This is a genomic window from Alteromonas sp. G5_S2_22_S1 (assembly GCF_054968525.1).
Genome location: NZ_JBQKUJ010000006.1, coordinates 176,917 through 198,717, shown reverse-complemented (window position 1 = coordinate 198,717; position 21,801 = coordinate 176,917). Strand labels below are relative to the sequence as shown.

Genomic DNA, 21,801 nt, shown 5'->3' with positions numbered 1-21,801 from the left:
GTAAAAACACCCTAACGCGCCGTTTACGAGATTGGTCGGTTTGGTAATGATGAGCGAAGAGACGGCCTTTAGAAAGCCGCCTCTATTTATCATTACTGTTGAGGGTCGCTGATGCCCAGCATCACCTTATCCATGGTTATAGGGAAGTCCCTAACTCGCACTTTGCAGGCATCATAGATTGCATTGGCAATGGCGGCGCCTGCACCGGTTATGCCAAGCTCTCCGATACCTTTAGCCCCAACGGGGGACGCGGCATAGTCAGGCTCTTCAAGAAAGTCTAAGTTGACTTCTGCAATGTCGCGGTTCACGGCAATATGGTATTCGCCAAAGTCTGGATTAACGAAACTTGCCGAATCGGTGTGGTGGTGAATACCTTCAGTCAGTGCATAGCCTGCGCCCCACACCATTCCTCCTTTAATTTGAGAAGACGCGGTTTTAAGATTCAAGATTTGTCCCGCGCTGAACATGCCGTACTGTCTAAGCAAGCGCACTTCACCGGTAAGTGTGTCTACTTCTACCTCTGCGAAATGTGCGCCGCATGAGTACTGCTCTTTCTCGCTTGTGTCGTCTTGCGAAACGCTTCCTGTTGCAGAGAGAGGGAAGGCGCTTTTATCAACAACATCCAACAGCAAGGCCGATTTAGCTGAAGAAGCTGTACTATTATCTGGCGCATTAGTAACAATAAATTCGCCTTGTTCCATGCGCAGCCGCGCGTTTTTATATTCGCCCGGTAAAGTCGCCATAATTTTTTGCGTTAGCGCTTCGCAGGCTTTTTTCACCGCAGAGCCTGTGCTGGCCGCGCCAAATGAACCGCCCGAGCCACAAGATGCAGGAAAGCGGCTGTCTCCTAACTTTACAATAACGTTTTCCACCGGTGTAGAGAGCATTTCTGCAGCGATTTGAGCCAAAATGGTGTAGGTGCCGGTGCCAATGTCAGTCATGTCTGAGCGAACGATCACTTGCCCTTCGGCGTTAATTTCAACGTCGGCAGAGCTTTCTACTAGCACGTTCATTCGCATAGCACTTGCTACGCCGTGCCCAATGACTTTGCCTTCAGACGGTGAGGGTTTATGCTGCCAACCAAATTTTTCCGCGCCTTGGCGTAGGCATTCCCCTAAATTATGTGTAGTAAAGGGGCTGCCTTTCATTGGGTGCACAACGGGTAAGTTCTTTATACGAAAAGTAAGGGGGTCAATATTTGCTTTATGGGCTAACTCATCGATAGCGGATTCAAACGCAAGCGAGCCTATGGCATCGCCAGGAGAGCGGGTTGAATCGATAAGCGGCAAGTCAACATCCTTTACTCTATGTGTGCTTTCGATGTATTGCGATTTGTAAGTCACCCGCGCGCCTGCACCTGTTGCTTCAGCGAATTCATACCCTTTCGCTTTCGGCATAGCGCTTTTGTGAGTGATATTGGTAAGCTCGCGGTTTGCGTTTGAAGACAGCGAAATATGCTGGATGCTATGGCCTCGATGAGGGGTATTGTAAAATACCTGGCGTCTACTCAACGCAACTTTAACGGGCTGTTTCACGTGTCGAGAGCCAATACACGCCAGTATGGCATCGTAGTGTAAACCTAGTTTTGAGCCAAAGCCGCCCCCCACATAAGGGCTTTGCACCACGATATCCTCCGGCGCCATTTCTAGAGTAATGGCTAACGCTTCTACGGCTGACGCGATAATTTGCACACTGCAATAAACTTCTAATTTCCCATCTTTAAAATCGGCGACCGTGGCATGAGGCTCCATGGCTGCGGAGATTTGCGAGGGCGTGGTGTAAACACTCTCTATTTCACTGCGAATATCATCATCGTGGGGCTTTTCACCGCTGGTAACATCGGGCTCAAAACCGCCATCAAGAGACGCTGGCTTTTGTTGTGCATCATCAAACGATGTCAGTAAATCGGGGGCGTTCCCTTTAACGGTAAATGTAACTAAGCTTGCTGCATAGCGCGCTTGTTCTAGCGTATTGGCAATAACCAGTGCCACAGGAGCACCAAAATGACGGATGTGTGGCTCGTGTAGCACCGCTCGACTTTGCGTAAACCGGCTTTCGTCGGCGGGCTTACTGAAAGGCTTAAGCGGCCCTGCATTTTTATAGGTAATTACCGCACTCACACCGTCTGCACGTTCGGCTTCAGTGGTATCGATATTCGTTATTTCCCCTACCGCGGTATCACTTGACACAGGCCAGCCTATCAACGGATTACGCTCACTCATGTGTTCAGCCGCATAACGAGCTCTGCCGGTGACCTTCAAAGGCCCATCTACGCGATTAACAGCTTTACCGATAACAGGTTGATTATGCGTGGTCATATAACGCTCCTTCGTGTTTTGGGTGTTTCTCCTGATGAGCTGCTATTGAAGTCAGTACGCGTACCAAGGTATTGCGTAGTAACGTGGTTTTAAAGTTATTGCTGCCGTAAACTTTCGCATGAGACAGCTCTGCTTCTGCGGCTTGCGCAATAACTTCTTGAGAAAGCTCTGCGCCTTCGAGTACACGAATGGCGCTTTGTGGGTACCATGGCTTAGTACCTACGCCGCCAAAGGCAAGAGAAAGTGTGTCAACACGCCCTTCTTTCAAGGTTAAGCCTGCAGCCACTGACACCAGCGCAAATGCATAGGAAGAGCGGTCGCGCACCTTATGATAATACTGGGTGCCGTGGCGAGACTTTGGAATAGAGATATGAGTAATTAACTCATCGTTCGCTAACACGGTTTCTATCTGCGGGGTGTCGCCAGGCTCTCGGTAAAACTCACGTAACGCTATTTGACGGGTATCATTATTTGCATTTTTTACGTTCACTTTGGCATCAAGAGCTATCATCGCAACCGCCATATCTGAAGGGTGTGTTGCGATGCAGTGCTCGCTTGTACCAAAAATAGCGTGAATACGGTTCATACTATTAAGTGCGCTGCACCCAGACCCCGGCTCTCTTTTGTTACACGCTTTAGTGGTGTCGTAGAAGTAATAACAGCGCGTACGTTGCAGCAAGTTGCCTGCGGTGGTGGCACGGTTTCGAAGTTGAACGGTTGCGCCACTTAAAAGCGCTTGGGCTAGCAAAGACAATGAAGGCTCGTCGTGGGAAAATTTTGCCAGTGCAGAATTACTTACCATAGCACCAATATGATAGTGCGCTTCATCTTGCGTAATGGCGTTTGCTTCTTTCCATTTCGCTAGGCTAATTAGCGTGTTGGGTGTCTCAACCTGAAGCTTCATTAAGTCGATGAGATTGGTCCCACCGGCTAAAAAACGCGTCGTGTCAGTAAGTGGAAGCGAGTTCAGTGGCGTAGAGTGGTCATAATGATGTAGGTCAAAAGGCTGCATTATTGACGCTCCAAAGCAATCACATCAGTGATTGCATCTACGATATTTGGGTAGGCGCCACAGCGGCATAAGTTACCGCTCATGCGCTCACTAATGTCTTCTTTGAGTGAGGCGCGGTTGCTGTAGGTGACCGCGCTAGGGTCACCACTTTTTAGCTCATTGAGTAATGATACGCCCGAACAAAGCTGCCCAGATGTACAGTAGCCGCATTGAAAAGCGTCGCGTTCAATAAATGCCTGTTGAAGAGGATGAAGCGCGTCGTCATTTGCAATGCCTTCAATGGTGGTTACCTCGCAATCTTCAAGCTGGAAAGCGAAGACTAAGCAGGCGTTTACCCGCTCGCCGTCAACGATAACTGTGCAGGCTCCACACTGGCCGTGATCGCAGCCTTTCTTGGTGCCAAAAAGTGATAGGTGTTGATGAAGAAAATCAAGAAGCGTAGTTCTGGGGTCTTCGGGAAGAGAAACGTCTTTCCCGTTAAGTCTGAGTGTAGCCATGGATATGTCCTTCTACCATTGAGCTCAATTTCGGTACTCCTTTGAAATGAGCTTAACAAGAGATTTATCATCACTACGGGGGGAAAGTGGTTTCGGTTTAGGCTGTGAAAATTAAGTCTTCTGAAACCCGCTTGCGCGCTAATAGATGCTAGCGTGTAAGTGGTGTAAAATAGTGAAATTGAGTATTTTGCTCTACGCTTTTAAGCGCCACTTCATATTTCAGGCCTACTTACATGATTCACAACGATGTTTTACGTCGCCTTCGTTATGCACTTGCCATCAACGATACCGCCGCTATCAGTATTTTCAAATTAGCTAACTACGACATGGAAATAGACTATTTGCATGCCGTTATGAAGCGAGAAGGTGAAGAAGGCTACTTGCCGTGTCGCGACAAAATTATTGGGCTGTTCTTAGACGGTTTAATTATTAAGAATCGCGGTCGCCAAGAAGGGCAGGAGCCGAAAGTCTTGGGGCCAAAAGAACGGTTAAGCAACAACGAAGTCATGCGTAAAATTCGTATTGCGATGAGCTACAAAGACGAAGATATGATTCACGCACTACAACTCGCTGACTTTAGAATAAGCAAAAGTGAGTTATCTGCATTTTTTAGAAAGCCTGACCATCGTAACTTTAAACCTGCTGGCGATCAGGTTGTAAGAAACCTCCTTCAAGGCATGGTGAAGAAACATCGCCCAGATTCAACCGTCTCGCACCGAAACACTAAGTCTGATGATAGAAAGCCATCTAGCGGTAAACCGAATGAGATAAAACCTGCTAAGAAGAAGGGAACAACCCATTCGCCAAAAACTGAGAAAGGCGAGTTGAATAGCAGTCATACCAACGCAGTACGAGAAAGCAGCAAACAAGCAAATACCTCTGTATGGGGAACGCTGCCCTCTAAAAAGCGGTGAACGAAGCGCTGCGTTAGGCGGTCTTCATTTAGTAAAGGGGAAACGGCATAGTAAACCCATTTTTGACACCGATGAGTACGTGACAAAAGTGGTGGATTTTGTGAAAAACATCAAGCGTAAAAGTGAGTAAATTGAACTTAAGTAAAGGAGAGAATATGAGTCGCCATTTTGAACAAGCAGACGGTTTGTGTGAAGAGATAGACACCGCTACCCAAGGGTTCGTGTTTAATCAAACTATGCTGCGTATAGCTGACCCTAAACGCTCGCTAGACTTTTACACACGAGTTATGGGCATGACGCTTATCAAGCGCCTAGATTTTGAGGAAATGAAGTTCAGCTTGTATTTTCTTGCGGCAGGTGATGACTTTTCTGATATTTCTGATGACGTTGAAAAGCGCACGCAACAAACATTTGGCCGCCCGGCAATGCTGGAATTAACCCATAACTGGGGCGATACGCCAGAAACAGTTAGCTACCACAACGGTAATTCTGAGCCAAAAGGCTTTGGGCACATTGGTTTTCACGTACCTGATGCCGACGCAGCGTGCGCCCGCTTCGAAGCGCTCGACGTGCCTTTTCAAAAAGGGCTCAACGAGGGGTCTATGAAAGGCATTGCCTTTATTAAAGATCCCGACGGCTACTGGATTGAAATATTTGATGCATCAAAAGTGGCACAAACGTGTGCGCCGCATTTGAAGAAATAAAAGCCGGACAGATAAATACAGAAACGTTTAGCGCGCATTCAGGGCTGGCTAAACTTCTGTTAAAAAACTACCAAACACAACGAAAACAGGCAGCATAGTAATATGCTGCCTGTTTTGTTTTATCGATGGTAATGGTTTACACCTTACACGAAGGTGGTAATGACGCGATGGCTACTTTGCCTCTAAGGATAACTCCACACCGCTAAATTCAGTATGTAAGTCGTGCTGAGTATTAAGCAAGAACAAGCGATTCGCTTCAATTTCAGCGTCGTTGGCCAAGTAACTTTTTACCGCTTTACTGCGCGCATCGGCCAGCAGAATGAGTTCACTTTCTGGGATATCGATGCTATTGCGTAGTTTGTTGTAACGCGCGATGCTTAACGCGCGTTTTACGTCATCTCCTTTGATTACACTTTGATTATCTTTAGTGCTTACCTGACTTGGCTCTTGGCTTTCGCTTGCCAATTCTGGGTATAGTTGTACCACCATGTTGGTGTACTCTTGGTTAAGGTCTGGCGTAAAAACGTCGACATAATAAGCTAATAGCGCGTCGGCTAATGGGCCATCCAGCGGAATGCTGCTGCCGGTTATGGGGCTAGCCTGCGAACTATTAACAGCACCGTTCGCGGGCATATCTGCAGTGCTCGAAGTGCTGGATGGATCAACGAGCCCGCTTCTTATCAACAGTGTATTGTTTAACTGGCGTTGTGCCAGCGCGCTTGCATCAGATACGGCATTGACCGTACCTTCAATGTTTACGCGCAGGCCAGGGCGCTTGTTAAGCGCTTTAGCAAGGGTATCAAGTTTTTCTTTCACTGCTGGAGAAAGGGTTGAGGCGCCAAACGCAAACTCCGCACTGTCTAATTCATCATCGCTACCCACAAGGTTAGCAAGTAGTGAGAAGGGGGCGGTTATCGCTTTAGTAATAATATTGCCAATTGCGTTTAGTATGATAGAACCAAAGCTAAAGTCTGGGCTGTCTACATCCCCTGAAACATCCAAACCTAAATCGATAACGCCGTTTCTGTCTTCTAACAGCGCGATAGCAAGGCCTAATGGCAGACTTAATGCTTGATCTGAATTAGACTTTTTCCCCAATGTAAGCTGGTCGATAATCACATGATTTTGGCCATCTAGCTGGTCACCGTTGAGCTTGTATTGCACTGCTAACGATAATAGCCCCTTGTCAATGTAGTAGCCCATGTAGGTACCAGAGTAGGGGTTAACCGATGTGAGTTCAGCCCCTTTTACTGAAAAATTCAGGTCAAGGTCCAAATCCTGCTTCAATGGGTGAATTGTGCCAGCAAGTTTCACTGGCGCATAGTTGTCTATTTTACCGGTAATAACAACGCTGGCGGGTTCGTTCGAGCGAGAATCTATGCCCGATATTTTACCGTTCAGGCTTTCTATTGCCGACGCAAATTTAGGGGTTAATGAGTAATCGGCAAAATACGCCCTACCGTTTTCGATGGAAACACCGCCAACTGCAATAGCCAATTCAGAGGAAGCGGCTTCGCTTGTCGACGATGTGGCACTTTTACTTTCTGCTTCACTATTACCGTTGCCATCACCATTACTATTTGCAGCGTCTTGAGCCGCTAAATTATCGTTTCCTTCCCTATTAGTGCTTTCATTCTTAACAACGTCCTGTTCACTTGCAGCAAAAAGTTTGCTTATGTTGGTCTGCTTCGCTTCATCAATGATTAATCTAGCAAAAGGGGCTGTAAGATGAACTGTCTCTACGCGCAATTGATTGGCGTTACGGTCAAACTTGATGTCTTCTACGCTCAGTGCTTCCCATTGCAATAAGGGCGTTTGAGCGGTGTCGAGTATGCTTAAACCTTCCACCCGTGTGCTCGCATTTACATTAAGGTCGCCAGCGGCAGAGCCTTCAAACGTTACGTCGAGATTAACAGCGCCACTTTCTAGCGTGACTTTGGCGTACGGCGAGACGTATTGCTGAAACTGACTAAGTACTAGCGCGTCAAGGGCTGCGCTGCCCTTTATAGCTTGCTTGGCGATCGTTACACTGCCAGCGCTTGAAAACGCGCCCTGTGGGACTGAGCTGAAACGCTCGGGATCAGCAGAAACCTGAAAATTCGTGCTATAGGAAATGGGCGCCGTAAAGTCTGTCGTAATGCTTCCGGTTTCAATATTGATATTACTGACTCTAAGAAACGTACCGGCACTTACACCGCGTTCTTCAATATCCAGGGTGCCACCGTTAAATACAAACTGCTGTAGTACTACCTGCCACTCATTTCGCTCGCTTGTATTTTGAGCCGTGCTTTCAGCATCTACTTCAGCGCTGGGTGCGCTTTTTGCCGCTTGCGCTAATGGCTCATCGGCTGTTTGAACACCACTGTCTTCCTTTGCCGATAGGCTTGCGGGCTGGCTAGCGGTAAGCGATGAATTATCTGCTGCGGTATTCGTGTTGGCGTTTACACCTGGTACGTTTTCCGGTGTAAATAACCGTTGTAAATCAATGCCTGACTTATCGTATACCGCTGAAATATGCGGTGCATCAAGCGACACGCGTTCAATATTTACCTGTTGCTGCAGCGCATCTACATTGATGTTATGAACGGCAAAAGAAGGTATGGAAAGAATGTCTTTGCCACCTTTGCTGTTACTAATAGGGGAGCGCTTAAACAGCAGGTTATTAATTTCGAATTCGCCATGTTGCAGTAGAAACTGGAAAGCGTCTTTTTCTTCAAAAATTTCAGCATGTAGGCTAACGCTCACCGTGCCATCGGCTAAATTAGCAGCTATTAGGTGTTTACCGAGGGACCAGAGCGGTACAAGGGCAATATCATCGATATCCACTGAGGTGGTCAATTTTAAGGGAGATAACTGAAATTCGCCATCAATGGATATTTTACCTTTTTCGGCCGTTACCAATGTAAATTGATACTGATTAAAAGCAGATGTCGACCCTTTCGAGGCTGCATCATTCGCGCTTTGCAAAGACGTAGATTGAGCTGTGTCTTTAAGTACCGCATGGGTGTCTAAATCTTGCAATGCAACTTCAAGTTCTGGGTAATTAAGTAGGGTGTCCGTTACCCTATCTTCGATAATCACGTGGCCATGAGTCAGTGAAAATTCACCTAATGTGATATGCGGAATTTGGCCATTTTCGCTTTCGGATGGCGCGCCGTCGGTTTCAGGTGTCTGTTGTGCTACGTGCTCGAGGATATCGGAAAAGTTGAATGTTTGGGTATTATTGGTGTTATTGAGGCGAGCAACAGTAACAAATGGCGCATCAATGGAGAGCTTCTCAACTGCTGGCGTTAGCGTAAATACTGAATGCCAAAAACCTACGTCTAATGACATATGCCCCACGCTGAAAAAACGGTTATCGGGCAGTGTATTGGTAGTTTTTTTCTCAATCTGGCTTTCAGAGAGAGCCCCACTGTGAGCTGAGGCGTAAATAGTGAAGTTGCGAACGTCTACTTTTAGTAAAAACGGGTTAATAGCAATATCTGCTACGCTGGCTTTTCTCCCTGTTTGTTCCTCAACTATTTGGGGAAGTTTGGTTTTCAATATAGCAGGGGCTAGAACGCCTAACAGCAGCGCGTAAGTGAAGTAAACAAGCACAAGGTAAGTAGACACTCGAAACCATTTAGGCTTAGCAGCAAACCAAGATATTGCATTTTGCATAGGCGTTTATATTGCTTTATTGGGTTAATAAGAGAGGCAAAGGCTAGTCTCAACAACGGAGAAAAGCCTCATCTGCAAAACAAGAATGGTTAGATTACAGAGCCGTTAGCAAATTATCTAGGCCAGACTTAAATAAGGCTTGGGTTTCACTATCGGCGTTTACATTTAGGTAAGTACTTATTTGTGAAACAAAGCTCGCAATCATATCAGTTGATAAACCAAGGGCTTCAAACTGCTGTTTTAAGTCATTGACCGACTTAACGGTAGAGCTATACTCCGAGGCTTTGTTTAGTAACCCAGATAGCGAAGAGCTTGAGTTTGGCGCCGAACTGTCAGACAGCGCGGGTACGTCATCAAGCAAGCCGTCTAAGCCAGGGATGTTTTTCGCTAGCTGCGAGTATTCACCGTTAGATAAGTTGCTTTGTACGTAGTTCATTACCGACGCAATGCCGCCCTGCGATTGCTCGTTAGATACATTCAGATTACCAGAAACAGCGCTGACTAAGCCGGCTAAGTCGATGTTAGATGCCGCACTTGTTGCCATTTGTGTAAGGCTGCTGGTGGTAACAGTTGTATCAGCTTTTTTATCGCCTAGAAGGCCCTTTAGCTCACTGATATTGGCGTGGGCTGAATGAGTAAAGCAAGTCAATGTAATAAGCAGAGCAGGGGCTAAAATAAAGCGTTTCATATTGAATATCCTTTTTGAGGCTGCGGGAATAGCGAAATGTAAATTAACCTCGAACAAATTTGAATCAAGGCTATTCAGGCATTCCATTAATTAATAGCTAGAGCGTATGTAAATACTTACATTCTAACGCAGTAGTACCGCAAATACTGTAGAGAAAATGTAAAGGTGCTTTACATTTTCGCGAAAAGAAATGATGTGGGCCGAGTGGATAAGTCAATTAGACAAAACACTAAAAGGAGCGATTGCTCCTTTTAGTATTCTACTTTGTAACACGGCATAAAAGTGGCTGTTTTAGCTAACGTTACCTATTGCTACTCACCTCTTTTGTACCTTTTATATCCTAGGGCGTATCGCTAAGTTTGTAGTCTAGCTGAACAAGCAGCCCGGTTTGTCTTACGCCTTTGCCGCCCTGAATGCGGGGTTTGTATACCCATTGGTCAAGGGCGACTTGAGCACTCTTATCAAATACACCTGTGGGGGCTGATTTCACCACTTTGATATTATCTGTGGCGCCCGTCTCGGTAATATCGAAAGATAAAACCACAAAGCCTTCAACGTTATTCTTTGCCGCTTTGGTCGGGTAGGTTGGTGAGACGTGCTTAACCGGAGCAGCTTCGTTAATTTTCGTCTCAGCCTTTGCGGGCGGAGGCGGCACCTTGGCAAGGGCTGTGTTAATTGTGACTAAAGCAGCAATCGACAGTATTCCTGCTGCAAATACTTTACTGTTGCGCGTAGGTTGTTTTATGGCATTTAATCGTTTGATCATGGTCCTTTTTTCTCCAAAGGTTGGATAAAGCGTGATTGCGTTAGAACAATGCTCAGCACACTGCACAAGTGCTTTTGCATAAGTGAGTTTTTCGTTTTCGGTTTTGTTTTTCAGCACCGCGTTATCGCAGGCTAGCTCTTGGTTTATTCTGAACGACTTAAGGGCAAACCAGACAAGCGGGTTAAACCAAAATAAAATTGCGACTGTTAGCGCTATCGTGTTCCATAGGTGGTCGTAGTGTTTGCGATGCACATTTTCGTGCTCTAACACGAGTGCTTGCTGCGCGCTTGAAAATGTACTTTTAAATGAAAAGGGAAGGAGTATTTTGGGCGCGATAAAGCCGAAAAGCATAGGCGTGGTGGCTTTACTAGAATAATACGCGTTAGTGTGTACAGCACGACGCTTGCCAATAGACGCCCATGTCGTTAGGTGGTGCACCAAAATATACGCCGTGATAACGCATACACCTATCCCCCAGGTTATGAACAAAGGCGCGGCGTCGCGAGTGGTCAAAGTAGGGGTGATCCCTACCACATATCGGCTGAAGTCATTCGATGGAATTGCTACTATCGACATAGGGATGTTGTTAAGCAGCAAGCAAACGGGGACCAATATCCATAATTTATACGTAAGTGATGCGCCGAGCTTCTGTGTAAAAAAATGCTCTGTAATTATAAGCAGTGTAAGTGTTACAGAAAGCATGCCCTGTTGAGCAATAATCCAATCAATCATTGTTCTGTTCCCACTTTTTTATTAGGGCCTTGAGCTCGTCCACATCTTGCTGTGAAAGTGAGTTTTGGTTGGCGAAGCCCGCTACCATTGGGGCTATTTTTCCTTTGAAAAGTCGACTAACGAAGCTTGTGGTTTCTTTCTTCGTGTAATCTTCTCGCGCTATTAAGGGGTGGTATAGATATTGGCGGTGTTGCTTTTCAAACCCCAGTACCTCTTTTTTAACCAGCCTTCCTAACAGTGTTTTTACGGTTTTTTCATGCCAGCTTTTTTTATTGTTAAGGCGTGCGATAACTTCATTCGATGTGGCAGGATGGTCTTCCCATAACACGTCGAGTACTTCAAATTCCGCATTAGAAATTTCAGGTTTGTCCGTCGATTTATTCATAATAATAATGTCTAATTAATGGATTACATTTGTAGTCTATGACTTTAGATTACACTTGTAATTCTAAAGTGCAAGTTTTATTGCGTATTTTTTAGACGGGATATACAGAAAGTGGGAGAGGGCTAGTATAAAACGGTGAAGTTAAGTTCATGGGCCTCTAAAAATTCACCTAAAATACGAGCCTGTTGATTACCTCTTGGCACCATAACGTAGCAAGGTGGGGCTGGCGAGACTTCTTGCAAGTCGTACCATAGTGTATCAAGTACTTCACTGCCGCTTTTTAGAAATGTTTCGCCCCAAGACGTGCTGTAGATAACAGATACGTCCTCTACTGTGGCTTTTTGCCGTAGTGTAGGAAAGTTTACAATTGCAAAGCAGGCGGTGATCCGTTCTGGAGCGAGCAGGTTATTTCGCGGAAGTGCTGAAACCTTTACCGGTGGAAAATACTTGCATAAGTGCTTAAGTAAGTCGTTTAAATCAAGTTCGCTGACTTCGCCGTAGTTGTAGTCGAGGTAAACTTTACTGTGTGTATCGATGATTTTGCTTGATACACACCACACCATGAGTGCAATAGCGCTTGATGCTTGCGTAATTTTTTGCGACTCGTCGATGATACCCGACTTACTCAATAAATCTCCTGCATAGGCCGACCATACTTCCTCACCGTTTTTGAGCTGGCGCATGGCAATAGTGACCTTTTCACAATAAAGGCTTTCGTCAAACGCACGGCGAAGGAATTCAATTTTATCGGCTTTTTTCGCATAGTACGTGCTTAAACGTCTGCCCAATACCGTCATGTCTTTTTCATCCATGACTTGCTGGTGGTGACTAAGCTCTTTGGAAATACGACGGTAGCATTTCAATAAGAAACGATGAATGCGACGACTTAATTGCACTCGCTCGCTGAAATTCCATTCTTGCTGATTATCAAAATGACTAAGCTGCTTTCGATTCCATCCCCATTGTCTGGCATAAGACGCCATAATTCTGCGTTTGAAGTTGGGTTTCTCATCTTCCATCAGCGGTTGACTAAGGGCACAGCCGCATTTCAAATACAAACACTCTCTTAGTACGGCAATGTCTTCGGCTTGCCCATGCTCACTGTAGTGGGTAATTAGCTCATCAAACATAAGCGAGTAGGGGTCGATGTCTGCCACATGCCCCGGTGCTTCAGCGCCTCGGTGTACATGCTTTTTAAGCAGGTTGCACAGTGGTTGTCCCTCGGCGATATTAGCAAGGTAAACCTCTAACTTTGCCATTTTTAGCACCGACTTAAACGGCGAGTCCATCGCTTTTCCTAACTGCCAGATAGCTGCCCCAAAAAGCTCGCTGGCATCTAACTTTTCTAAATGGCCTAAATCCATAAACCAATCTAGATCTGGTGAACCACCTTTTTCAAGGCTGTTGTATATGGCTTGATACTGTTTTTCTGATGTTTTTTCTGGGGTTAGCCACCAAAAGGGGGCTTTACCTGCCACCACGATATTGGTGTTATAAAACTCGGCTTTGAGAAATAACGCTTGGGCGGAACCCGCACTTTCTCCTTCGGCAACGCCAAAGTCGTTTTGTTTTACTTTGTCTATTTCAGACAAAAAGAAATGCACTTCTATACCAAAGGTTTGGTCGGCCCACTTTTCTATAGCGGTAAGCTTTTGTTGCAATAGCGAAAGTGCGGTGGAAGTGAATTGTTTTCCGTCTATGCATACCCAGAAATCAAAATCGGAATCATCGGTTTGAGCGATAGTGCCTACACTGCCCATAAGTACCAAAGCATCGACGGCGCGTTGTCGCGGCCATATCTGTTTTATGTCTGCAAACAAATGGCTTTCTGAAGGGAAGCATCGTAAAAGGGCTTTTTCTATATCAGTCCTAAAGGAATAATTACTGATCCCAAAAGGTACACTTTCGCCCGTTGAGAGGGGCGCGACAAAGCCGGGAAGCGACTCGTGATTGACGTGCACCAGAAAAGGAAGCACGTGAAAAAGAGGTCTGTGCTTTTCAGGCATGAGTGTAAGGGCACGCTCAATACGCGCTTTGTTGTATCTCAGTACCCGCAACAAGCGAATAGTGAGGTTTTGCTGAACGGAAAGCGGCTGTTGCGCTGCCATTATTTAAATCTGCACTTCATCATTACGTCAAGCATAGCGTTATTTTACGTCGACTTCCTTACATTTCGTCTTCACAGAGTGAAAGTTTATCGGCTTTTAGCCGTTTTTTTACCATGCCTAGGTAGCGACACCTCTACGCACAAACCGCCTTCACTAGGGCTTTGCATAGTTAGGCTACCGCCATGTTTTTTAATCGCTTTTAACGCAATGCTAAGTCCCAAACCAAAGCCTTCAGTATGCATTTGGTTTCCTGCCCGGTAAAAAGGTTGCATCAACTTCTCGATTTCCTTTTCATCAACGCCGGGGCCTTTATCCGTAACCTTAATGAGCATAGCTGCGCTAGTCGACTCAATAGCCACACTCACAGGCTGCCTTTTATCTGAGTACTTACAGGCGTTGCCAATAATATTATCCAGCGCTTGATGGATAGCTTCGGGGTAACAGCGAATCAATCGTTGTTTTTGCGTGCCTTTCGGCGGTGTCAAAACCGTTGGAATGCCAGGATAGTTTATTGCCATGTCATCCAAAATCCGCTCACACAAGGCTGCTATATCGCAAACTTGTTCCTCGGGTTGGGCGTTTTCCAATGTTGAAAAATTTAATATCTGTTGGATGAGCTGGTCTATACGATGGCAGTCATTATGAATTTGCTTTACATGGCGATTGTCAGGTTGATTTTGTTCTATCAGTGCTGCAGAAGCCTGTAAACGAGCCAGCGGGGCGCGCAATTCGTGAGAGACATCGTGAAGAAGCCTTTGCTGGGCGCTCGCCGCTTCATGGGTTTTACCCACCATAAAGTTTATATCTGTCGCTAAGTCACCAAACTCGTCACCGCGAGCAAGCAAAGGGGTAGGTAACGGCGCGATGGTTTGGTCATTGGCGTAGCGGCGACTAAATGCCCCTAAATACGTTATTGGTTTAACGATAGTCCAACTGAGTAGGGCACTGACAAGGGCACATGCCACAAAAATTAAAACAAATTGTATGGATTGAAAACGGTACAGCACTTGTTTATACATACGAGGTGCCTGCGGTTGGCGAACCAATACCGTATAGCGAGTATTTGAAGGCCCATAAACATGCTGTTCAATACGCTGCTCAAAGGGCACCTTATTCATTCTATAATGATAAATAGATTCACCTTTAGCATTGTAAACTAGCATGGGAATAAGCTGGCCACCGCGGTTTTCTCGCTGCCGTATCCACTCTTTTATCTTTCTTTTGGCCTTGCCGTCAACAAGCACTTCATGCTCGTAACGCCACACAATTCTTTCAGCTTGGGCGGTAACGTCGTTAAAAAAGCGTTGATTGTATTCGGTGGAGGTATATTCGTTTATTAATACGTAGCCTGTAGTGGCCATTACCGCGAGGCTAGCAATCCAGAAGGTAAGGAAAATACGCCAAAATAAGCGCTTGAATCCGAGCCCTTTTTTTATGTTTTTCCACGTAGTGCCTGCAGCCATATCACGTACCTTATTATTTTTGTGACTGAGGTGAGGTCAACATCTGATAGCCTACTTTGCGAATAGACTTAATCACACTATTCACACCCACAGCAGATAGCTTTTGTCGAATTCTACTGATGTGTACATCCATGGCTCTGTCATAGGCTTCCAGCGGACGGCTTAGCACCTCTTGCGTCATTTCCTGTTTCGAAATGGTTTGCCCTGCACGCTCCATCAACAAGCAAAGTGCGTTAAATTCTGCGCCAGTCAAAGTAATAGGCCTTCCCTTTACCGAGGCTGTTCGCGCGCCAATATCTAGTGAGATGCCATGTAGTTCGGTTATCACAGTCGCGGGCGCTTTAAGCTGTTGTGTTCTGCGTATTATTGCGCGAATGCGCGCGCCAAGTTCTCTTGGGTTACACGGCTTAGGTAAGTAATCGTCTGCACCCATTTCTAAGCCGACAATGCGATCAATATCATCACCCCGCCCGGTTAACATAAGAATGGGCGTTTGCTTTTCAGCTCTAACGGCTCTAAGCACATCAAGCCCCGACATACCTGGCATCATAATGTCTAGCACTACGGTGTCGTACTGATTACTGTTTAGCAGCGTGTTGACGGCCTCTTCGCCGCTGTGAATAGCATGCACACTAAAACCATCGCCTTCTAAGAATTCGCTTAGCAGCGCACAAAGGTCGACATCGTCGTCGACAAGTAATACGTTAATTTTTTCATTTTCCATGATTTAAGCTTACCCTTTTACGCTGGGTGTTTTTTTCAACTTTACCGAACTTTACACTAGCTTAACCCTACTTATCGATTGATTCACGCATACTTCATTTCGTTGATGAGACAACATTATTTTTAACGTCATGCATTATCATGACAAAACAAGTAGGAAGATTAAGATGAAAAAATTAATTACCGGTGTTTTATTAAGTGCATGTATCGCAACGACTGCCTATGCAGGCGGTAAGCATTCTGATGAGCGCAGAGGCGGGAGCGTTTTTCCGCTGCATAAAATGGAAAAAGTACTTGCCCTTACCGACGAGCAAATAGCACAATTTCAAACGTTAAAGGAAGAGCTTAAAGCGGAACGCCGAGCTAAAAAATCGGAAATGCGTGAAGAGGGCATGCGTAAAAATAGAAACCTTTTGGCTGGCCTAAATCCAGATGATGCAGACTATCAGGATAAAGTGAATGCCATTGCCGAGGAAAAAGCGCAGCAAGTAAAAGCGCGCTTTCTAAAACGCGCGGAGATTCGTGCAAAAGTTGCTGATATCCTTACCGATGAACAGCTAGAAAAATTTGATGAAATGAAAGGGAAGCGTGGAAAAAAGCAGCGTAAGCACAGCTAATTAGCCGCCGCTTCTCGATAACATTGTAGGTAAAATGCTTAAAATAAATGCCCCCTTCATTGACAAAACTCAACGAAGGGGGTGTTTTAATTCCCACGCATTTTTGATTTTAAAAGTCTTAAAAAAAGCTCAAAATAGCGAAAGGGCCGGCTCAACCTATTGGGTATTTAGCGTTGTATTTGGGTAAGGGTTGAGTAACTCACTAACAAGTTCGTTCAGACTATTTTGTATACTGATACTGTCTTTCCCATCTAGTTCAGTGCTTCCAGCTGCGCTATAAATAAACTTTCCGTCTTTTACCATATCAATTTGCAGCCCTTGCTGAAGCGACGTTTGCTCTCCCACGGGAATGCTGAAAATGCTGCCTAGTGAAATACCGCCAGAGCGGCCATAGCTACCAGTACCTAACCCTAAATTTAGCGTAGTGCCGTCTTCTTTCGTGCTTGTGGAAGGCACGTATCCCACAGCGATATCGGCGTCTTCTTCAGACGCCGGTTTAAGACCCTTTGCGATGAGGTTCTCAGTGATAGCCGTTGATAGATGGTTGGCAAGCGTTGCGTTAATGGGGTTCAACGGAGGCTGAATGTAAAACGTTTTGATGTCAGCAAAGTTTTGGTTTTCATCAACATTTATCTGAGGCTTATTACTACTGCAGGCGCTTACGATAGCGACGCACATTAACGCTAATAGGGTTGTTTTAATTTTGCTCAGTTGATGCGTTATTCTGCTCATCACATTTTTCGAAGTGCTGCTATACATAATATACCCACTGTAAAATACTGCTTTATTGAAGACATGCTTAACAAAGCAAAGTTCGACTCGTTGTATCTTTAACGTGTTTTTCCCAGGTTTTGGATCGCATAGGCCTTACTATCGAAATAAGATTTGGAAATGTTGATAGCATTTCTGCAACGAAATACTGCTAAGTGCTTTGATGGAGCAAGGCGTTGAAGTGATAGTGTGTGGGCAGTCTGCCGCAGCCCATGGCGTTGAAAAAAGTGCATTGATTGATGGGGTGAAAATGGATTTATCTGCCATGACAGCACATGCGCGTTTGGCGCAAAAAGGGTATTCGGTTAACCCGTTTTAAAAGGCCGTTTTCTTTTGTGATAAACATTTGTGCATTGCAGATATCCAATGCACTTCATCAGCGCACTAATCCACGAATGCGGAGCTGCTTATTACTCTCATTGCTTGTTACATTCTTTATAAAGTACGTGGCGTGATTAGTAACATCAAGCGACCTTAATTTCATTCGCGGGCGAGAGCATTTTAGTTTTAGGGTTGAAGTTCATATCGTAGTGACGCGATTGCTTCATGTCTTCAATGAACTTTGGCGAGAATAGTGCAATACACTCTGCATTGGCACTTCGTACCGATCGATATCTTACACCGACCGTATCTTTTTTTGTCAGTCCTTTAATCACCTTGTCGCGTGTAGCCGCCCACATTATTGCGTCATACGCCTGCGGAGCGCTGTAGTCATCAGGCAGGTGATATTCTTGCACACCCGTCACATCCTCTAACGGGGCAGCGTAATTAAACACATATTCCCTTAGCTGAATGTTTTCAAAAGCAAAGCCATTCACTTGAGACAGGTGCTTCACAATATGGTGGCGCACTTCATCTAACCCAGCATGGACAGTACTTGCACCGTAAAGCACACCGAATCCGCCTGTACTAAATCGAGAAGGCGTTACAGGTATATGCACGAACGGCGCAATGGCTGAGTGCACTTGCTGAGCGCCTATGGGTATCTCGCTGGTACTGATCGCACCTTCCCCTGTATTGAGTAGCCGTAAGCGTGGGTTCACCTTCGCTTGCATGGCGTAAATCGCGTCAAAGGCTTCTGGCGAAGCAATATCGTCGAAAATATCAATCGTAGGGTATTTGCTGTTAATCAATCGGTGCCAACGCACTACCACATTCCTCCACGCATGCCATCGAGGGTGTCATGTACACGAACTAAGCCCATAAAATCGCGACAGGCAATTTCAATTGGTTTTTGACCGTTAAAAGGGGGATTGTTATTGACCATCGACAGATATCCATACACGTTGTCAGGGTTGCTAAACAGCGTCCTCAAGGCTTGATGAATATTTAGTAGCAAACCTATCCGCGTTTCCAAATCAGGGCGCACAGATACCTTTTCTGGCTCGTTCTCAAATCTGTGCAGCATGGATGTTGATGTAAAGCCAAGTAGCTGCATACGCTGCTTTTGGTTTAACTGCCACTTTTCGAACAAGTTGTGAATTGCATTAGCAACATGGGCAAACTGCCCTTTGTCTGTTGTTGAAGATTGCGCTTGCATAGAACACCTAACGCGTGACCGACCATATCCTCATTGTAGTTAATTCTATATAGAGCGCAAATTGAAAAATAATTCTATATGAAATGGCTGGGCAGGTGACGTTATCAATGACGGTTAAATATGTCTAAAAGCTTCAGTTCAAACCCGTTAAATTTAGCGCGCTGATAATCGAGCTGAACGAAATAATTCAATCATTACACATATAATCTCAAAGCTATTTCAAGATAGGGTTTAGCTAGAAGAAACCTGCCCCAGCGCGATAATTTTTTCAAACGGTGTCGTATCGGGGAGTGTACCTAAAGCGAAACCGCACGCATTGCCGAGCCGTGATTCACAGAATGTGTGAGCAATGTCGTTATGGACGTTTTCTTTAGCAAGAAAGGTGCATGTAGCAAGTAACGTGCATGCTTGGAGCGCTAGCGCCATTTGCTCTGTTAAATAACGGCTGCGCGTTTCCATATTCTGCGTATTTGATAACTCGTCTAATAGTTTACTAAGGTGAATATCGTAATGTTTATTTTTGCCGGTTTGCGTTTTAAGTTCGTTAAACAACGCTTCTTTTACATTGGGCTCTTTAGCGAGTGCGCGAAGTACGTCTAAGCATTGCACGTTTCCACTGCCTTCCCAAATTGAGTTAAGCGGTGCCTGACGGTAGTATCGGGGCATGGGGTTTTCTTCAACGTAACCAATACCGCCTAAACACTCCTGAGCTTCGTTCACAAACATAGGCGTGCGTTTACAAATCCAGTATTTTCCAATCGCCGTGGCCAGCCTTGCTAATGCTGCTTCATAGCTATTACGTGATGCGTTGTCGACTGCTTTTGCAACGCGCATAGTGAGCGCAGTAGCGGCAGCGCACTCGATGGTAAGGTCTGTTAGAACGTTTTGCATTAAGGGCTGGTTGACTAAGGTTTTGCCGAACGCGTCGCGATGACTTACGTGGTGTAATGCGTGTACCAGTGATTGCCGCATTAGCGCTGATGAACCAATCATGCAGTCTAAACGGGTTAACGACACCATATCGATGATCACCGGTACGCCACGGCCTTCTTCACCAATTAAGTATGCCGTGGCTTCTTGAAACTCTACTTCAGAGGATGCATTGCTCCAGTCGCCTAGCTTGTCTTTCAAACGCTGAATTCGCACGTTATTCAGTTCACCATTTTCGAGTATTCTGGGCAGCAGGAAGCAGCTAAGCCCGCCTTCGGCTTGGGCAAGAATGAGGTGGGCATCACACATGGGGGCAGAGAAGAAGAACTTATGACCTACGATACTATAGCTGCCATCGCGCTGCTTTGTCGCAGTAGTGGTGTTGCGCCTTACGTCTGAACCGCCTTGTTTTTCGGTCATTCCCATACCGATAGTAACCCCGTTTTTTTGACTTGCGGGCAGGGAGCGAGGGTCATAAACACCGTTAATGAGTTTATCTAACCAGTAAGAGGGAAGCGACTTACCATAGCGCATTGCCGGCACAGCAGCATGTGTCATGGTAAGGGGGCAAGACGTACCAGATTCGGCTTGATAGTGCATGTACATTAACACCGCGCGAAGGGTATGTGCGCCATCTTGTTGTTCATTTTGCCATGAATAGTTGTGTACGTTGTGTTTCATCGCACTTTGCATTAGCGCGTGATAGCTTGGATGAAAGTCAACGTGATCAATACGCCTGCCGTAGCGATCAAAGGTACGAAGCTCGGGTTTATTTTTATTAGCGAGCTCGCCATGCTCCATGAGTTCATTGCCTGCAAGCGCGCCAAAGCATCCTAAGAGTTCTGCAATCCAATGCTGCTTCTCGGGTAATTGCTGAGTAACGTATGTCTTTAGTAGTTTGTCATCGCGCCACAAGTTGTATGAATTTAGAATAGACGGCTGGTTGTCTACAGTATGTGTATCAAAGCGGTTAAGTGAGGTCATAATGTGGTGCCAAAAATAACAATATTAAGATCATTACACTGAATGTTTTAATTAGTCAAATTATGTAATGTTTGTGCTCGACAACCCTTTGTATAATGATGGTTTTTAACGTTGACAGAAACACAGACACGTAATTAAGCCACATGAAGAAGTAGTTATACGGTGCAACAAGCAATAGTGAAAAAGCCAGTGGCGAGAAAGCTACTGTTGAAACTTCTCGGTTCACGAGAAAATATACAAATGAATGCTGCTTCTGCAGTGAGGGTAGGCGCGTTATTTGGCATTTCTGAAAATAACATTCGCGTTACGCTAACGCGTTTACAGTCTATGCAGCTGATCACCCTAGTTGAGCGTGGTTATTACGCGCTTGGGGAAAATGGTAAGCAGTTTGCTAAAGAAATTAGTCAATGGCGCAGCGCCGAAGACAGCCTTATGTCGTGGGGTAACGATTGGGTGGTAGCGCAGACCAATACGCTACCAAAAAGTGATAAGAAGCAGCAAAGAACTAACGAACGTGCGCTAAAGCTAGTGGGAATGAGAAAGCTAGTAAGCGACATGTATATTAGACCGAATAACATTCTTGATGGTGCAAAAGGGGTAAGAGGAAAACTTCAGACACTGGGGTTGTCCAAGAAAGTCATGGTTTTTAGTGCCACTGACTTTGAAGACAAAATGCATAACAAGGCAATGGAGTTGTGGCGTCAGGATGATCTTGAAGAGCTTTATCGCAACGGATGCGAGGAAATTGAACAGTCGCTGAAGCATCTGCATCGCTTACCTCTTGAAGAAGCCACCAAAGAGTCATATGTCGTAGGTGATAGCGCGTTATATCGACTGGTATTCGACCCTTTATTACCATCGCCACTGGTGGATGTCGCTTTGCGTAAGCGCTATCGAGATTTGGTAAAACACTATGACGATGTAGGCGCAGAAATATGGCATCGCTTTTTATCAAAGAATTAGGTCAATAGACCCCTGAATTAAAATAG

General features: G+C 45.5%; 19 protein-coding genes. 5 read left to right on the top strand and 14 right to left on the bottom strand.

The genetic code is table 11. The features are described from left to right. Positions 1-92: 92 nt before the first annotated feature. Genes ACTRWF_RS09100 through ACTRWF_RS09090 form a run of 3 tightly spaced genes read right to left on the bottom strand, consistent with a single transcriptional unit; the run spans position 93 to position 3,827 of the window. Positions 93-2,318: a molybdopterin cofactor-binding domain-containing protein gene (locus ACTRWF_RS09100; RefSeq protein WP_462835441.1), complete on the bottom strand. Its 2,226-nt coding sequence runs from the start codon at positions 2,316-2,318 to the stop codon at positions 93-95. Continuing rightward, on the bottom strand, positions 2,305-3,330 hold the full coding sequence (locus tag ACTRWF_RS09095) for an FAD binding domain-containing protein (protein WP_012519250.1): 1,026 nt from the start codon (positions 3,328-3,330) through the stop codon (positions 2,305-2,307). Before ACTRWF_RS09095 ends, ACTRWF_RS09100 begins: the two co-directional genes overlap by 14 nt. Next, positions 3,330-3,827 carry a (2Fe-2S)-binding protein gene (locus tag ACTRWF_RS09090; protein ID WP_012519249.1) on the bottom strand — a complete coding sequence of 166 codons (498 nt, stop codon included), beginning with the start codon at positions 3,825-3,827 and terminating at the stop codon, positions 3,330-3,332. Before ACTRWF_RS09090 ends, ACTRWF_RS09095 begins: the two co-directional genes overlap by 1 nt. A gap of 233 nt (positions 3,828-4,060) precedes the next feature. Here ACTRWF_RS09090 and ACTRWF_RS09085 point away from each other — a divergent pair, with 233 nt between their 5' ends. Both ACTRWF_RS09085 and gloA read left to right on the top strand, forming a co-directional pair. Further along, the gene (locus ACTRWF_RS09085) at positions 4,061-4,741 is read left to right on the top strand and encodes a DUF1456 family protein (RefSeq protein ID WP_462835440.1); all 681 of its coding nucleotides are present in this window, start codon (positions 4,061-4,063) and stop codon (positions 4,739-4,741) included. A gap of 155 nt (positions 4,742-4,896) precedes the next feature. After that, positions 4,897-5,445: a lactoylglutathione lyase gene (gene gloA / locus ACTRWF_RS09080; protein ID WP_012519246.1), complete on the top strand. Its 549-nt coding sequence runs from the start codon at positions 4,897-4,899 to the stop codon at positions 5,443-5,445. Positions 5,446-5,616: 171 nt separating this feature from the next. Here gloA and ACTRWF_RS09075 read toward each other — a convergent pair whose 3' ends face one another. The 7 genes from ACTRWF_RS09075 to ACTRWF_RS09045 form a co-directional block, all read right to left on the bottom strand. Next, complete coding sequence (locus tag ACTRWF_RS09075) at positions 5,617-9,105, bottom strand: DUF748 domain-containing protein (RefSeq protein WP_462835439.1); 3,489 nt, start codon at positions 9,103-9,105, stop codon at positions 5,617-5,619. A gap of 94 nt (positions 9,106-9,199) precedes the next feature. Continuing rightward, positions 9,200-9,793, bottom strand: coding sequence for a DUF2780 domain-containing protein (locus ACTRWF_RS09070; protein ID WP_462835438.1), 594 nt, complete (start codon positions 9,791-9,793; stop codon positions 9,200-9,202). 340 nt (positions 9,794-10,133) lie between these two features. After that, positions 10,134-11,291, bottom strand: coding sequence for a TonB family protein (locus tag ACTRWF_RS09065; RefSeq protein WP_462835437.1), 1,158 nt, complete (start codon positions 11,289-11,291; stop codon positions 10,134-10,136). After that, complete coding sequence (locus tag ACTRWF_RS09060) at positions 11,284-11,676, bottom strand: BlaI/MecI/CopY family transcriptional regulator (RefSeq protein ID WP_012519241.1); 393 nt, start codon at positions 11,674-11,676, stop codon at positions 11,284-11,286. The genes ACTRWF_RS09065 and ACTRWF_RS09060 overlap by 8 nt, the downstream gene beginning before the upstream one ends. A 122-nt stretch (positions 11,677-11,798) precedes the next feature. Further along, positions 11,799-13,784 (bottom strand): class I adenylate cyclase, encoded by a 1,986-nt coding sequence (locus ACTRWF_RS09055; RefSeq protein WP_012519240.1) that lies wholly within the window; start codon positions 13,782-13,784, stop codon positions 11,799-11,801. A gap of 86 nt (positions 13,785-13,870) precedes the next feature. Continuing rightward, positions 13,871-15,247, bottom strand: coding sequence for an ATP-binding protein (locus tag ACTRWF_RS09050; protein ID WP_462835436.1), 1,377 nt, complete (start codon positions 15,245-15,247; stop codon positions 13,871-13,873). A gap of 13 nt (positions 15,248-15,260) precedes the next feature. Further along, complete coding sequence (locus ACTRWF_RS09045; protein WP_012519238.1) at positions 15,261-15,971, bottom strand: response regulator transcription factor; 711 nt, start codon at positions 15,969-15,971, stop codon at positions 15,261-15,263. Positions 15,972-16,137: 166 nt separating this feature from the next. On the opposite strand from ACTRWF_RS09045, the gene ACTRWF_RS09040 reads away from it, so the two are divergent. Further along, the gene (locus tag ACTRWF_RS09040) at positions 16,138-16,587 is read left to right on the top strand and encodes a Spy/CpxP family protein refolding chaperone (protein ID WP_012519237.1); all 450 of its coding nucleotides are present in this window, start codon (positions 16,138-16,140) and stop codon (positions 16,585-16,587) included. Positions 16,588-16,743: 156 nt separating this feature from the next. Here the strand turns inward: ACTRWF_RS09040 and ACTRWF_RS09035 are convergent, their stop codons facing one another. Then, positions 16,744-17,346, bottom strand: coding sequence for a DUF4136 domain-containing protein (locus tag ACTRWF_RS09035; protein ID WP_012519236.1), 603 nt, complete (start codon positions 17,344-17,346; stop codon positions 16,744-16,746). Positions 17,347-17,518: 172 nt separating this feature from the next. Here ACTRWF_RS09035 and ACTRWF_RS09030 point away from each other — a divergent pair, with 172 nt between their 5' ends. Beyond that, the gene (locus ACTRWF_RS09030; RefSeq protein ID WP_287149825.1) at positions 17,519-17,677 is read left to right on the top strand and encodes a DsrE family protein; all 159 of its coding nucleotides are present in this window, start codon (positions 17,519-17,521) and stop codon (positions 17,675-17,677) included. 145 nt (positions 17,678-17,822) lie between these two features. On the opposite strand, the gene ACTRWF_RS09025 is transcribed toward ACTRWF_RS09030, so the two are convergent. From ACTRWF_RS09025 to ACTRWF_RS09015, 3 genes are all read right to left on the bottom strand, one after another. Next, positions 17,823-18,506, bottom strand: a complete 684-nt coding sequence (locus ACTRWF_RS09025) for an RES domain-containing protein (RefSeq protein ID WP_462835435.1) — start codon at positions 18,504-18,506, stop codon at positions 17,823-17,825. Beyond that, a complete protein-coding gene (locus ACTRWF_RS09020; RefSeq protein WP_023559818.1) occupies positions 18,506-18,898 on the bottom strand; it encodes an MbcA/ParS/Xre antitoxin family protein in 393 nt (130 codons plus the stop codon). The genes ACTRWF_RS09025 and ACTRWF_RS09020 overlap by 1 nt, the downstream gene beginning before the upstream one ends. A 231-nt stretch (positions 18,899-19,129) precedes the next feature. Continuing rightward, complete coding sequence (locus ACTRWF_RS09015; RefSeq protein WP_024016703.1) at positions 19,130-20,812, bottom strand: isovaleryl-CoA dehydrogenase; 1,683 nt, start codon at positions 20,810-20,812, stop codon at positions 19,130-19,132. A gap of 162 nt (positions 20,813-20,974) precedes the next feature. On the opposite strand from ACTRWF_RS09015, the gene ACTRWF_RS09010 reads away from it, so the two are divergent. Then, complete coding sequence (locus ACTRWF_RS09010) at positions 20,975-21,775, top strand: PaaX-like protein (protein ID WP_015067708.1); 801 nt, start codon at positions 20,975-20,977, stop codon at positions 21,773-21,775. Positions 21,776-21,801: the final 26 nt, after the last annotated feature.